This is a genomic window from Bradyrhizobium vignae (genome assembly GCF_900324035.1).
GTDB classification, from domain to species: domain Bacteria; phylum Pseudomonadota; class Alphaproteobacteria; order Rhizobiales; family Xanthobacteraceae; genus Bradyrhizobium; species Bradyrhizobium vignae.
This window is the reverse complement of the sequence record NZ_LS398110.1, coordinates 38,837-53,266: the sequence shown is the minus strand read 5'-3', so window position 1 is coordinate 53,266 and position 14,430 is coordinate 38,837. Positions and strand designations below refer to the sequence as shown.

At 65.1% G+C, this 14,430-nt stretch carries 11 protein-coding genes and 1 pseudogene; 1 reads left to right on the top strand and 11 read right to left on the bottom strand.

Annotated features, from left to right (window positions below; translation table 11 throughout):
* Nucleotides 1-92: 92 nt before the first annotated feature.
* The 8 genes from pnp to rimP form a co-directional block, all read right to left on the bottom strand.
* A complete protein-coding gene (gene pnp, locus BRAD3257_RS00235; RefSeq protein WP_122400142.1) occupies nucleotides 93-2,255 on the bottom strand; it encodes a polyribonucleotide nucleotidyltransferase in 2,163 nt (720 codons plus the stop codon).
* A 376-nt stretch (nucleotides 2,256-2,631) separates the two neighbouring features.
* Entirely contained in the window at nucleotides 2,632-2,901 is a 270-nt protein-coding gene (gene rpsO / locus BRAD3257_RS00230) for a 30S ribosomal protein S15 (protein WP_008540131.1), read from the bottom strand.
* Between the two features lie 2 nt (nucleotides 2,902-2,903).
* A complete protein-coding gene (gene truB / locus BRAD3257_RS00225; RefSeq protein ID WP_162500041.1) occupies nucleotides 2,904-4,019 on the bottom strand; it encodes a tRNA pseudouridine(55) synthase TruB in 1,116 nt (371 codons plus the stop codon).
* A complete protein-coding gene (rbfA, locus tag BRAD3257_RS00220; RefSeq protein ID WP_122400141.1) occupies nucleotides 4,016-4,447 on the bottom strand; it encodes a 30S ribosome-binding factor RbfA in 432 nt (143 codons plus the stop codon). The genes truB and rbfA overlap by 4 nt, the downstream gene beginning before the upstream one ends.
* A gap of 155 nt (nucleotides 4,448-4,602) precedes the next feature.
* Nucleotides 4,603-7,284: a translation initiation factor IF-2 gene (gene infB, locus BRAD3257_RS00215; RefSeq protein WP_122400140.1), complete on the bottom strand. Its 2,682-nt coding sequence runs from the start codon at nucleotides 7,282-7,284 to the stop codon at nucleotides 4,603-4,605.
* A gap of 69 nt (nucleotides 7,285-7,353) precedes the next feature.
* Nucleotides 7,354-8,037, bottom strand: a complete 684-nt coding sequence (locus tag BRAD3257_RS00210; RefSeq protein ID WP_122400139.1) for an RNA-binding protein — start codon at nucleotides 8,035-8,037, stop codon at nucleotides 7,354-7,356.
* A 77-nt stretch (nucleotides 8,038-8,114) separates the two neighbouring features.
* On the bottom strand, nucleotides 8,115-9,725 hold the full coding sequence (nusA, locus tag BRAD3257_RS00205) for a transcription termination factor NusA (protein ID WP_122400138.1): 1,611 nt from the start codon (nucleotides 9,723-9,725) through the stop codon (nucleotides 8,115-8,117).
* A gap of 2 nt (nucleotides 9,726-9,727) precedes the next feature.
* The gene (rimP, locus tag BRAD3257_RS00200; RefSeq protein WP_122400137.1) at nucleotides 9,728-10,483 is read right to left on the bottom strand and encodes a ribosome maturation factor RimP; all 756 of its coding nucleotides are present in this window, start codon (nucleotides 10,481-10,483) and stop codon (nucleotides 9,728-9,730) included.
* A gap of 358 nt (nucleotides 10,484-10,841) precedes the next feature.
* Between rimP and BRAD3257_RS00195 the strand changes: the two are divergent.
* Nucleotides 10,842-11,923, top strand: a pseudogene (locus BRAD3257_RS00195) (DUF2336 domain-containing protein).
* A 131-nt stretch (nucleotides 11,924-12,054) separates the two neighbouring features.
* On the opposite strand, the gene trmB reads toward BRAD3257_RS00195, so the two are convergent.
* The 3 genes from trmB to BRAD3257_RS00180 all read right to left on the bottom strand — a co-directional run bounded on the left by trmB (nucleotide 12,055) and on the right by BRAD3257_RS00180 (nucleotide 14,419).
* Entirely contained in the window at nucleotides 12,055-12,765 is a 711-nt protein-coding gene (gene trmB / locus BRAD3257_RS00190) for a tRNA (guanosine(46)-N7)-methyltransferase TrmB (RefSeq protein ID WP_122400136.1), read from the bottom strand.
* The gene (locus BRAD3257_RS00185; RefSeq protein ID WP_122400135.1) at nucleotides 12,762-13,919 is read right to left on the bottom strand and encodes a M20 family metallopeptidase; all 1,158 of its coding nucleotides are present in this window, start codon (nucleotides 13,917-13,919) and stop codon (nucleotides 12,762-12,764) included. The genes trmB and BRAD3257_RS00185 overlap by 4 nt, the downstream gene beginning before the upstream one ends.
* Nucleotides 13,920-14,005: 86 nt before the next feature.
* A complete protein-coding gene (locus BRAD3257_RS00180) occupies nucleotides 14,006-14,419 on the bottom strand; it encodes a helix-turn-helix domain-containing protein (RefSeq protein ID WP_024338547.1) in 414 nt (137 codons plus the stop codon).
* Nucleotides 14,420-14,430 lie beyond the last annotated feature (11 nt).

Below are 14,430 nucleotides of genomic sequence, written 5' to 3'. Positions count from 1 at the left end.
AGAGGTGAAGATCAGCGCGCTGCCCGATCGAAGCCACAAACAAAAAGGGCGGCCTTTCGGCCGCCCTTCGTTTTTCCGGACCCTAGCGAGATTTACTCGCCCGCCGCTTCGCGCGGGGCCTTCTCGCCCTCTGCGGCCTTCTCCTTGGCCTCGAGGTCTTCGCCGGTGGTCTGGTCGACCGCCTTCATCGACAGGCGGGTCTTGCCGCGGTCGTCGAAGCCGAGCAGCTTGACCTTGACCTTGTCGCCTTCCTTGACGACGTCGGAGGTCTTCTGCACGCGATTGGCCGCGAGCTGGCTGATGTGGACGAGGCCGTCCTTGGAGCCGAAGAAGTTCACGAAGGCGCCGAACTCCATCACCTTGACGACGGTGCCGTCGTAGATCTGGCCGACTTCCGGCTCGGACGCGATCGACTTGATCCACTTGATCGCGGCCTTCATCGCCTCGCCGTCGCTGGAGGCGACCTTCACGGTGCCGTCGTCCTCGATGTTGACCTTGGCGCCGGTCTTCTCGACGATCTCACGGATCACCTTGCCGCCGGTGCCGATCACTTCGCGGATCTTGTCGGTCGGGATCTTGAAGCTCTCGATGCGCGGCGCGTATTCGCCGAGCTCGGCGCGGGCCGCGTTCAGGGCCTTGGCCATCTCGCCGAGGATGTGGATGCGGCCTTCCTTGGCCTGGCCAAGGGCGACGCGCATGATCTCTTCGGTGATGCCCTCGATCTTGATGTCCATCTGGAGCGAGGTGATGCCCTGTTCGGTGCCGGCCACCTTGAAGTCCATGTCGCCGAGATGATCCTCGTCACCAAGGATGTCCGAGAGAACCGCGAAGCGCTTGTCTTCGAGGATCAGGCCCATCGCAATGCCCGCGGTCGGCCGCTTCAACGGCACGCCCGCATCCATCAGCGCCAGCGAGGCGCCGCAGACCGAGGCCATCGAGGAGGAGCCGTTGGACTCGGTGATCTCCGAGACCACGCGCACCGTGTAGGGGAATTCATGGTGCGGCGGCAGCACCGGATGGATCGCGCGCCAGGCCAGCTTGCCGTGGCCGATCTCGCGGCGCTTGGTGCCGCCGAGGCGGCCGGTCTCGCCGACCGAATAGGGCGGGAAGTTGTAGTGCAGCAGGAACGTCTCCTTGTACGTCCCCGACAGCGCGTCGATATACTGCTCATCCTCGCCGGTGCCGAGCGTGGTCACGACCATCGCCTGGGTCTCGCCGCGGGTGAACAGCGCCGAGCCATGGGCGCGGGGCAGCACGCCGACCTCGGCGATGATGTTGCGCACGGTCTTGACGTCGCGGCCGTCGATGCGCTTGCCGGTGTCGAGGATATTCCAGCGAACGATCTTGGCTTCCAGCTCCTTGAACACGCCGGCGACACGGAGCTTGTCGTATTTCGGCTCCTGGCCCTCCGGGAAGTAGTGGGCCATCACCTTTTCCTTGGCGACGCCGACGGCGGCATAACGCTCCTGCTTGATCGGGATCGCATAGGCGGCGCGCAGCTCCTGCTCGATCAGGCCGAGCATTTCCTTCTCGAGCGCCGAATTGTCGATCGCGGTGACTTCGCGCGGCTCCTTCGCGGCCTTCTCGGCGAGCTCGATGATGGCGTTGATGACCGGCTGGAAGTGGCGGTGACCGAACATCACGGCGCCGAGCATCACGTCTTCGTTGAGCTCCTTGGCCTCCGATTCGACCATCAGCACGGCGTCGGCGGTGCCGGCGACGACGAGGTCGAGCTGGGTGTCGACCATCTCGTCGAGCGTCGGGTTGAGGACGAATTCGTCATTGGCGAAGCCGACACGGGCCGCGCCGATCGGCCCCTTGAAGGGCACGCCGGACAGCGTCAGGGCGGCGGAGGCCGCAACCATCGCCACGACATCAGGATCGTTCTCCATGTCGTGCGACAGCACGGTGACGATCACCTGGGTCTCGTTGCGCCAGCCGTCGACGAACAGCGGGCGGATCGGACGGTCGATCAGGCGGGAGACCAGCGTCTCCTTCTCGGTCGGACGGCCCTCGCGCTTGAAATAGCCGCCGGGAATGCGTCCCGCAGCGTAGGCCTTCTCCTGGTAGTCGACGGTCAGCGGCAGGAAGTCGACGCCTTCGCGCGGCGCCTTGGCCGCAACGACGGTGGCGAGGACCACGGTCTCGCCATAGGTGGCGACGACGGCGCCGTCGGCCTGGCGGGCGATCTTGCCGGTTTCGAGCTTGAGTGGGCGTCCGCCCCAGTCGATCTCGACTGAATGCTTATTGAACATGGAGGTCTTCTTTCATGGGTTCTCGAAAGAAGGGACGGCTCTCGAAAAACAAAAACCATGCGCAAGATTGCGGGGCGCTGATCGGAGCGGATTATCAGCGTCCTGCGATCCTGCCATGGTCTTTGGATGTCGGATGGCGTCCATCCTTTCGGTCATACGGGCGCCTTGCCCGTTGTGCCCAGCCGCCGGATTGCTGCTGGACTGTCAGTCGGCACGAACGCGAACACCGAATCGCGGTCTTCGCTCTTCATGCCCGGATGCGAATCCTCAACGACCCGCATCCGACGCGCACGCAGCCTCGATCAAAAACTTTAAGGAAGCGCTTTCGTTCGAAACCACGCGCAAAAACGCGCGCCGGTGGCGCGCGCAGGAACCGTTAACGACGAATGTTGTGCTTCTCGAGCAGCGCCTTGTACCGCGCCTCGTCCTTCTTCTTCAGGTAGTCGAGGAGCGAGCGGCGGGTCGAGACCAGCTTCAAGAGGCCGCGACGCGAATGGTTGTCCTTCACGTGGGTCTTGAAATGGTTGGTGAGGTTGTTGATGCGTTCCGACAGGATCGCGACCTGAACCTCGGGCGAGCCGGTGTCGCCGGCCTTGGTGGCATTCGTCTTGATGACTTCCGCTTTGCGTTCTGCGGCAATCGACATCGTCAATTTCTCTCGTTGCGACCGGGGCTGGCAGTCAGGCCGGTCAGGTTGAACACACGCTTGGGGATGATTTCGCCATTGCCGACTTCGGCAAGCGCCAAAAGACGGCCTGCCACCGTGACATAGACTGTGCCGCTACAAGTGGGCGCATCCCGTCCGCGCAACAAAACGGCCTGGCCCCGATGGAGCCTTGCCGCATCAGCCCGAGTGACGGCCAGTGCCGGGATGTCGTCCAGCGCGGTCTCAACGGGCAAAAGCGCGTCGGCGAGGCTGCCCTCGCCGGACGCGGCTCTATGGCACAAAGCCTCCAACTGATCCAGCGGAATCATGTCGTTCTCGCCAAATGGACCGACCAGGGTCCGCCTGAGCGCGCAGATATGGCCATAGGTGCCGAGAAGCCGGCCCATGTCGCGGGCCAGCGCCCGGACATAGGTGCCCTTGCCGCATTCGGCCTCGAACACGGCCCGGTCATTATCCGGTTGATCTACAAGGGTTAAATGGTGAATCTCGACCGGGCGGGGCGCCAGTTCCACGACTTCCCCGTCGCGGGCGAGGTCATAGGCGCGCTCGCCTTGGACCTTGATCGCGGAATAGCGCGGTGGGATCTGCTCGATCACCCCGGTGAAGCGAGGCAGCAGGGCCAGGATCGCCTCCCGCGTCGGGCGCTGGTCGGAGGTCGCGGTCACCCGGCCCTCGATATCGTCGGTGTCGCGCTCCTCGCCCCAGCATACCGTGAACTGATAGCGCTTGCGGCCGTCCATGACGAAGGGAACGGTCTTGGTGGCCTCACCGAGCGCGATCGGCAGCCCGCCGGAGGCGAGCGGATCGAGCGTGCCGGCGTGCCCGGCCCGCTTGGCGTTGAACAGGCGCTTGAGCACGGCGACCGCCTGTGTCGAGGTCATGCCGATCGGCTTGTCGAGCACGACCCAGCCATGGACGTCGCGCCGGTCGCGGCGAACCTGGTTGCCCTTCTGCTTGGCACGCGGATCGTTGTTGACGCGGCGCGGCTCCTGATGCGGCCGGGCATCGCTCTCCAGATCCGCAAAATTATTTTTCTGCACGTCGCGCTGATCGGCATCATTGCCGCCGATCGTGCCGTGAGCCGGGTTCATCGTCATTGCTCTTCTTCCCGATCCGAAGCCGGATCCTGTTCCAGGTCCTTCTGCACCGCAGGTGTTCGCAAAAGCTTCTCGATCCGTTCCGCCTCGTCGAATCGCTCATCGACGCGGAAGCGAATGTCAGGTGCAAATTTCAGGTTAACGCGCCGCGCGACTTCGCCGCGCAGGAATTTCTTGTTGCGCTCGAGCGCAGCGATCACGACCTCGGTGTCGCGGCCACCGAGCGGCATCACGTAGACCGTCGCGAGCTTCAGGTCGGGCGACATCCGTACCTCCGGCACGGTGATGATGTGACCTTCGAGATCCGCATCATGCACATTGCCTTGCGCCAGAATATCGGCCATCGCGTGGCGAACCTGCTCGCCGACGCGCAACTGACGCTGCGAGCCGCCGGGCGCGGAACTCTTCTTCTGATGATGCCGTGGCATTTGTCGAAAATCACCTCGTCATGCCCGTGCCTGGGACACGGGCATTGTCATTTGTCCCGTTGAAACGAAGTGGGGTGGATGGCCGGAAAAATCCGGCCATCGCACTCCCGCAATCTCAGTTCAAAAAAATCCGAACGCTTCGGTAAGATTTGGACTTACAGGGAGCGCTGGATCGTCTCCACGCGATAGCACTCGATGACATCGCCTGCGCGCATGTCGTGGTAGTTCTCGAAGGCCATGCCGCATTCCTGACCGGACTGGACTTCCTTCACTTCGTCCTTGAAGCGTTTCAGCGTCGACAGCTTGCCTTCATGCACGACGACGTTGTCGCGGATCAGGCGCACATTGGCGCCGCGTTCCACGGTGCCGTCGGTGACGCGGCAGCCGGCGACCTTGCCGACCTTGGAGATGTTGAAGATCTCCAGGATCTCGGCATTGCCCAGCATGGTTTCGCGCAAGGTCGGCGCGAGCAGACCGCTCATCGCCTTCTTCACGTCGTCCACGAGGTCGTAGATGATGTTGTAGTAGCGGATCTCGATGCCGTTGCGCTTGGCGGCCGCAGCGGCTTCCTTGTTGGCACGAACCGAGAAGCCGATGATCGCGGCGTTGAAGCCTTCAGCCAGCGTCACGTCGGATTCCGAGATGCCGCCGACGCCGGCATGCAGGATGCGGGCGGCGACTTCGTCGGTGCCGAGCTTCTCCAGCGAGCCGAGGATCGCTTCCAGCGAGCCCTGCACGTCGGCCTTAACGATCAGCGGGAATTCCTTGCGGCCCGCCGTCTTCAATTGCGACATCATCTGCTCGAGCGAGCCGCGCATGCCGGAGATCGAGGCTGCCGCGTTCTCGCGCTTCTGGTGCGCGCGGTAGCTGGTGACCTGACGGGCGCGGGCTTCGTTCTCGACCACCGCGAGCCGATCGCCGGCCTCCGGCGGACCGTTGAAGCCGAGCACTTCGACCGGCACCGAGGGACCGGCCTCCTGCACCGTCTCGCCCTGATCGGAGATCAGCGCGCGGACGCGGCCCATTTCGGCACCAGCGACGATGATGTCGCCGACACGGAGCGTGCCGCGCTGCACCAGCACGGTGGCGACCGGACCGCGGCCGCGATCGAGCTTGGCCTCGATCACGGTGCCTTCGGCCGGACGCTGCGAGTTGGTCTTCAGGTCGAGGATTTCGGCCTGCAGCGCGATCATCTCGAGCAGCTTGTCGAGATTGGTCTTGTTCTTGGCGGACACCTCGACGTCGACGACCTCGCCGCCGAAGGACTCCACCTGCACCTCGTGCTGGAGCAGTTCGGTGCGCACGCGCTCGGGCTTGGCGTCGGGCTTGTCGATCTTGTTGATGGCAACGATGATCGGCACCTTTGCCGCCTTGGCGTGGTTGATGGCTTCGACCGTCTGCGGCATGACGCCGTCATCGGCCGCGACCACCAGCACGACGATGTCGGTGACCTTGGCGCCGCGAGCGCGCATCGCGGTGAACGCGGCGTGGCCGGGCGTGTCGATGAAGGTGATCTTCTTGCCGCTTTCGGGCGACACCACCTGATAGGCGCCGATGTGCTGGGTGATGCCGCCGGCCTCGCCGGAGACCACGTTGGCATGGCGGAGCGCGTCGAGCAGCGAGGTCTTGCCGTGGTCGACGTGGCCCATCACGGTCACCACAGGCGAACGCGTCTCGGTATCGGTGGAATCGTCGACGGTGTCGAACAGGCCTTCCTCGACGTCCGATGCGGCGACGCGCTTGACGGTGTGGCCCAGTTCTTCGGCGATCAGCTGGGCGGTGTCGGCGTCGATCACGTCGGTGATCTTGTGCATCGCGCCCTGCTTCATCAGCAGGCGGATGACGTCGACCGCGCGCTCGGACATGCGGTTGGCGAGTTCCTGGATGGTGATCGCTTCCGGGATCGTCACCTCGCGGACCAGCTTCTCCTTCGGCTCGTTCGAGGCGTGGCCCTTCAGGCGCTGGGTGCGGCGGCGGAACGAGGCGATCGAGCGCTCGCGCACGTCATCGGCATTGAGCGCCGTGACGACGGTGAGGCGGCCGCGTTCCTTCTGAGGGCCGGGCTTGTGTGTGGTCTTCGGGGCTGCCGCGGGACGCATCGCGCCGCCGGGGCCGCGACGAACCTGGCGCGGAGCCTCGTCTTCGTCCGGCTCGGCCGCAACAGCGGGGCCGCGACCGGGGCCACCCGGACGCTGCGCGGTCGTCGTTGCAGGCCGCGCCGGCGTTGTTCCCGGGCGTGCCGTCGTGGTGCCGGGCCGCGGCGCAGGCGCGGCCGGTGCCGCGGTTGTGGGACGCGCGGCGGCCGGCTGCTCGCCTTCCCCAAAGCGCTTCTTGGCCTCGGTCTCGGCCTTCCGCTTGGCTTCGTCCTCATGGCGATGCCGCTCTTCCTCGGCCTTGCGACGGGCTTCGGCGGCTTCGCGCTCGGCGCGTTCGGCGGCCTCGCGGGCGGCGCGACGCTGGGCCTCTTCCTCGGCCTGGCGGCGTTCCTCGATCTCGCGCAGCTTGGCATCGGCCAGTGCGCTGGCGCGGGCGGAACGCTCGTCCTCGGTCAGGGTGCGCAGCACCACGCCGGAACCGGCGTTGCGGGGCGGGGCGGGCGGAGCCGGACGCGACGGAGCGGCGGGTGCGGCCGGCGCGGGCTTTGCAGTCACCTCGGGCGCGTGCGGCTCGGGGCCGTCGCCAATGCGGCGCTTGCCGCGCTTCTCGACCACGACCTGCTTGCTGCGGCCATGGCTGAAGCTCTGGCGCACGGTGCCCGTTTCGACGCGCGGCTTGAGCGATAGCGTCTTGCTCGGAACGCTCAGCTTCTTGTCGCCAGGGGTCTTGGTATCAACCATTCAGCAGTCCTAATCCTGATTTGTCAGTGTTGTGCGTTGCCGCACCGTCCTATCGGGTCGTCTTGTCTCTCAGAAATCCTGGCCGGGCTTGTCGGCAGTCTTGTCATCGTCCGCCATCCGGTATCGGACCAGCATCTGGCTACGTGACAGGAATGACTTGCTCGCCGGGCCCGCGAGCAGGGCAGCATGTATCACATTTGACCGGGTCAGTGCCAAATCCAATTCTAATGATTTCAGTGCGGTGACGACGGGAATCTGCGGCTTGGCGCCGCGATTTCCGGCATTTTGACGCGCCAGCATGTCCAATTTGCGGATTCCGTCCGCGGCCCCGTCGCTGGCATGGATCAGGACCTCGACCGTTCCTTCCCGAAGGGCGCTCTCGACCTTGCCGAAGCCGGCCACGACCTGGCCCGCCTTGGCGGCGATCCCAAGGGCTTCCGTCACGCTCCGAACCAGGAGCGCCTCGATGTCAGTGGGAAGCGTCTGAGGGACGCGCAGATCGCGCTTGAAGGCCTTGCTGAATTGGTGACGCCGCACGGCTTCCGCAACCACCTTGCGTGAGGCGGTGACCCACATGCCGCGTCCGGGCAGCTTGCGCTTGAGATCGGGAACTATTTGACCGTCAGGCGAGATGACGAAGCGGATCAGCTCGTCGATCGGCCGGACCTCGCGGCTGACCGCGCACATGCGCATGGTCGCGGACCTTTCGGTCCGCGGCCCATGGTCGAGTTCGCTGTCAGTGCTGGCGAGCATCCGGGCGACATCCTCCTTGGCCTTCTAGATCGCGTGATCTTTACGCAAAGCCGGTCTCCACTTTTGCCAAACACGCCTTAGGCCGGCTGGTCTTCGGTCGCCTCGGTCTCTTCGGCCGGCTTGGCGAGATCGGCCTCGGTGATCCAGCCGGCCTTGACACGGGCCTGCATGATCATCGCTTCGGCATCGTCACGGGAGATGTCGATGCCGTCGAGCGCGCCGGCGTGCTTGGTCGGCTCGCCGCCTTCCTTGCGCTCGGTCCAGCCGACCAGATCGTCGGTAGCGCAGCCGGCGAGGTCGTCGACGGTCTTGATGTCGTTCTCGCCGAACTTCACCAGCATCTTCGAGGTCACGCCGGGCACGTCCTTGAGGGCGTCCTCGACGCCAAGCTCCTTGCGCCTGGCCTCGAGCTCGGCTTCCTGCTGCTCCAGATATTCGCGAGCGCGGTTCTGCAGCTCCTGCGCGGTCTCCTCGTCGAAGCCTTCGATGCCGGCGAGTTCCTTGACGTCCACCATCGCGAGTTCCTCGACCGAGGTGAAGCCTTCGGACGCCAGCAACTGGCCGACCACCTCGTCGACATTGAGCGATTCCATGAAGACGCGGGTGGAGTTCTCGAAGTCGGCCTGGCGGCGCTCCGATTCCTCCTGCTCGGTCAGGATGTCGATGTCCCAGCCGGTGAGCTGCGAGGCCAGACGCACGTTCTGGCCGCGACGGCCGATCGCCAGTGAGAGCTGGTTGTTGGTGTCGGGCACGACGACCTCGATGCGCTCGCGGTCTTCGTCGATGACGACCTTGGACACTTCCGCCGGCGCCAGCGCGTTGACGACGAAGGTCGCGATGTCGGGCGACCAGGGAATGATGTCGATCTTCTCGCCCTGCAGCTCGTTCACCACGGCCTGCACGCGCGAGCCGCGCATGCCGACGCATGCGCCGACCGGATCGACCGAGGAATCGCGGGAAATCACGCCGATCTTCGCGCGCGAGCCGGGATCGCGGGCCACCGCCTTGATCTCGACGATGCCGTCATAGATCTCCGGCACTTCCTGCGCGAACAGCTTCGCCATGAACTGCGGATGGGTGCGGGAGAGGAAGATCTGCGGACCTCGCGTCTCGCGGCGGACGTCGAAGATGTAGGCGCGGACGCGGTCGCCGTTGCGGAACACTTCGCGCGGCAGCATCTCGTCGCGGCGGATGATGGCTTCGCCACGGCCGAGATCGACGATCACGCTGCCATATTCGACGCGCTTGACGACGCCGTTGACGATGTCTCCGATGCGGTCCTTGAATTCCTGGTACTGCCGGTCACGCTCGGCCTCACGCACCTTCTGCACGATCACCTGCTTGGCCGATTGCGCGGCGATGCGGCCATATTCCAGCGGCGGCAGGGTGTCGGCGATGGTGTCGCCGACCTGGGCGCCGGGATTGGCGCGCTGCGCGTCGACCAGCGAGATCTGGTTGGCATGGTTCTCGACCTTGTCGACCACCAGCATGTGGCGCGACAGCCGCAGCTCGCCCTTCTTCGGGTCGATCTCGGCATGAACGTCAGTCTCGCTGCCGTAGCGTGCCCTGGCGGCCTTGGCGATGGCGTCCTCCATCGCCGCGATGACGATGCCGCGGTCGATCGATTTCTCGCGAGCGACGGCATCCGCGATCTGAAGCAATTCAAGTCGGTTGGCGCTGACTGCCATGGCTAGTCTCCTTGGTCAGGCTCGGTCTCGCCGCGCCGCGCGCGTTCGGCGGCAAGGCGATGTTTCTTCGTGTTGGTCGGGGCCGGCTTCTTCTTCGGCTTGGTGTTCTTGGTGGTCTTCTCGCTGATCTTGGCGTGTGGCGCCTGCGGCGGCTCGAGACCGAGATTGCGGCGCATCTCGCGCGCCTCGGCCTTGCCGCGACGCATGGATTCGGCGATCAACTCGTCGGTCAGCACGAGGCGTGCCTCGCCGATATCCTCCATGGTCAGGAGAACGTCCGCATCGTCGCCCGCCTTGACGTCGTCGCGATGCAGATGCACGCGGTCGCCTTCGACCGCGCCGAGCGTGCCGCGGAAACGCTTGCGCCCCTCATGCGCGACCGCCATCTCGATCTTCACCAGATGTCCGGAATAGCGCTCGAAATCGGAGCGGCGCACCAGAGGACGGTCGATGCCCGGCGAGGAGATCTCGAGGCGATAGGCGCGATCGATGGGATCGGCGACGTCGAGCACGGGCGACAAGGCCCGCGAGATCGCCTCGCAATCCTCGATCTGCATCGAGCCGTCCGGCCGCTCGGCCATGATCTGCACGGTGCAGCCTGCCTCTCCGGAAATGCGGATTCGAACCAGGCGGTAGCCCATGCCCTGGAGCACGGGCGTCGCCACCGCCGACACCCGTGCCGCGACGCCGGGCTCGACCACGAGCCGCGGCTCGGCCAACAATTCGGCATCCGTGGAACCAGGGGTCGGTTCGGTCATGTCCAGGGTCAGGGCGCTCGATGGTTAAGGCTTGGTTACGACGTCAAAGCCCGTTTCGGAACTTTCCCGACGACGCGTCGGGCCGCATCTTCCGCCAAGCCGCGTTCAGGTAATAAAAAAGAGCGGGTCCTTGCGGGCCCACTCTCACTACGCGGATCGTATGAGAAGATGAATTGGCGCTGATATAGCGCTTTCCCAGCTCCCGGACAAGGCCCATTGCAGCCGGAACGGGCCTTTTTGCGCCGATCCGCGGGCCCCGCGCAACGCTTCCTTCATCAAGCAGGCCTAGATTGCCGGATTGTGGGGCGGCTTGAACCAAGGGCGCACCCGCGGCGTGCCCCGTTCGAGTTGCGTATTCATGGCCGTTGCCACGTCGCTCATTCCTGGACTGGACGATATCGTCAAACGCGGCGATCCGCGGCGACGCGGCGAGATCGCGCGTGCCATCGCCCAGCTGTTCTTCCAGGGCGCGGAGAAGCTCCGCCCCGAGTTGATCGATCTCTTCGACAATCTCCTCATCGATCTCGTCCCGCATGCCGAGCTCGCCTCGCGCATCGATCTGGCCGAGCGCTTCTCGCGCCTGAACAACGCGCCGCCGCACCTCGTCAATCAGCTCGCGCGCGAAAACGAGATCATGGTGGCCGGTCCCGTGCTGCGCCGCTCGCCCGTGCTCGACGACGCCGCTCTGGTCGAGATCGCGCGCTTGAAAGGGCAGGGCCATCTCCTGGCGATGACCGAGCGCCTCGCTCTGTCTGCCGTCGTCACCACGTGCTCGTCGAGCGCGGCGATCGCGACGTGGTGCGGCGCGCCGCAGCCAATGCCGGTGCGGTGTTCTCGCCAAGCAGCTATTCCGAGCTGATCAAGCGCGCGGCGCAGGACGGCGTGCTGACGCTCAAGATCGGCCAGCGCAATGATCTCTCAGGCGAGAACCTGAAGCGGCTGCTCGACGGCACGCTCGACGTCATCCGCCGCCGCCTCTCCACCGTGGTCAATCCCGCGCGCCAGGCCGAGATCAAGCGCGCCATGTCGGCGATGGACGAAGCTGCTCGGCCGCCGGGGCCGCGGCGCGATTTCTCCGCGGCACAGCGCACCGTGCTGACCCTGCATCGCGAGGGCCATCTCGGCGAGAGCGCATTGCTCGGCTTCGCCAAGGCGAACAAATCCGAGGAATCGATCGCCGCGCTGTCGGCGATGTCCGGCGTTCGCCTCCAGGTCCTCGACCGCCTGATCGGGGGCGACCGCTACGATCCGCTTCTGATCCTGGGCCGCGTGCTGAACCTGGGCTGGCCCACGGTGCGCGCGCTGATCCTGCTCTGGTACGGATCGAACCGTACGCCCGCCGATGCCGACATTGAGGCCGCACGCCTGAACTTCACGCGCCTGATGCCGGCGACCGCCGAACGGGTCGTGAATTTCTGGCGCAACCGGCAGACGATTTAATCGAGGTTCAGGTCTTCGCCGTCATGGCCGGGCTTGTCCCGGCCATCCACGTTCTTCGTGCCACCGAAAGAAAGTGCGTGGATGCCCGGGACAAGCCCGGGCATGACGACCGCGGATGGGCCGCGCGAAATCTACACCCGCTTGAACCGCAAGTAAGCCGCCTTGCGTCCTTCGCGCGCGGCCTTCCGGCCGTAGCGCGTCATGGTGTAGCCCGGCCACGGCCGCCGGAAATCGTCGGCGCGCTCGGCGAGCCAGACGAAGTCCGGCGAGCGCGCAAGATGCGACAGCGTCCAGGCGCAGTAATCGTCGATGTCGCAGACGAAACGGAATTCGCCGCCGCTTCTGAGCACGCGCGCCATCGCGGCGATGGTCCGGTCCTGCACGAAGCGGCGCTTCCAGTGCCGCCGCTTCGGCCAGGGATCGGGATGGATCAGGTCGATCCGCGACAGCGAAGCCTTCGGCAGCCAGGCCAGCAGTTCGGCGGCATCGCCCGCGAACAGGCGGATGTTGCCGATGTTGGCAGCCTCGATCTGCGCGAGGATCTTTGCCATGCCGTTGACATAGGGCTCGCAGCCGATGAAGCCGGTCGTGGGGAAGCTCTTCGCTTCGGCCGCGAGATGCTCACCGCCGCCGAATCCGATCTCGAGCCTGACATCTTCGGCTGCCGGGTCGAAGAGTTCGCGGGCGTCCGCCGGCGCCTCACGGTCGATGTCGAGCGCAAGATGCGGCAGCAGCTGCTCGATCAATCCGGCCTGGTGTTGCCTGAGCTTGTGGCCCTTGCGGCGCCCGAAGAAGGCGCGCTCGCTGTCCTCGCGATCGGGATCTGATTTGCGTTCGCTCATCGCAGCGTCTGATACAGGCGATGGAGCAGCCGCGCGCGCGGCGCGAGCGACGAGACGTAGAGCTGCTCATAATGGGTATGCGCGCCTTTGCCGTCGACGCCGAGCCCGTCGAGCGTTGCGGTGTGCGCGGCGGTGAAATTGCCGTCCGAGCCGCCGCCGGTGTGGGTATCGATCAGCTCGAAGCCGATCTCGCTGGCGAGCGCCTTCGCATGCTCGTACAGCGAGGCGCCTGCATTGCTCTTCTCGTAAGGCGGTCGATTGAGCTCGCCGGTGACCTCAACGGTAACGCCGTCGGTCTTCGATCTCAGAGAGAGAATCTTGCCGACGAACTCGTCCGCATCCTCGAGGCTCACGACGCGCAGATCGACTTCGGCATAGGCCGCTTCCGGCGTGACGTTGGGGCGCGTGCCGCCGCGCACCACGCCGACATTGACGCTGACGCCGCGCGTCAGATCGTTCATCCCTTCCAGCTCCAGGATCACGTTGGCGAGCTCGCGAACGGCACTGCGGCCGTCCTCGGGACGCGTACCGGCATGTGCGGGCACGCCTGTGATGAACACCTGGAAGCGTCCGACGCCCTTGCGTCCGGTGACGATCTTGCCGCCGTCACGCGCCGGCTCGGTCACCAGTACATATTTGGCCTTGCGTCCCTCCCGCTCGATCAGCGCGCGCGAGGTGGGGCTGCCGATCTCCTCGTCGGAGGTGAACATGTGGGTGATGCCGAGCGGCGAACCGTCGCCGGTGGCGCAGAGTGCGCGAAAGGCGTGATGGGCGATGTAGGCGCCGCCCTTCATGTCGTAGATCCCAGGGCCGAACGCGACGTCGCCTTCGACCTTGAACGGCAGGCGCTCGATGAATCCGATGGGATGAACGGTATCGAGGTGGCTCAGCACCAGGATGCCTGGCCGATCCTGCCCCCAATTCGTGCGCGCCACGAGATGATCGCCACAGCCGTCCACGCCGGCGATGCGCTCGAGCGTGACGGGCAGGTCGCGATATTGCTCCGCGACCAGGGAGACCAGCTTGTTGACCTGTTCAGGTGCTTCGGTCGGCGTCTCGATCTCCACCCAGCGGCGGATGCCATCGAGAATAGTTTGTGAGTCGAACCAATTGGAGTCAGTCATGGACGCATCTGTGCCTTTGAATCGCATCATCGAAGCGGACGCGCATCAAAGCGCGGTCGTAAATGACGACATAGGCCAGATTTGATGCAGTCTCAAATCGCCATGCAGATGGCGCTTCAGCGCTTGTCGGGACCTTCGCGGGCCGCAATCTGCTCGACGAGATCGACGATCGAACGGCGCATCTTTGAATCGGTGATTCGCGTGAAGGCCTTGGTCAAGGCGAGCCCTTCGGAGGTCGCGAGAAAGTCCGAGACGTAGGAGGGCGAGGCGCCTTCGCTGAAGCCTTCCGGACCCGGCACGCCGCTCGGGCCGCCCTCGAACAGGAATGACACCGGCACCTGCAGAATCTCGGCGATCTGCTGGATGCGGCTCGCGCCGACCCGGTTGGTGCCCTTCTCGTATTTCTGGATCTGCTGGAAAGTCAGGCCCAAAGCTTCACCGAGCTTCTCCTGGCTCATGCCCAACATGATGCGGCGCATGCGCACGCGACTGCCGACATATTTGTCAACAGGGTTGGGCGCTTTCGACATTTCCTCAGCCC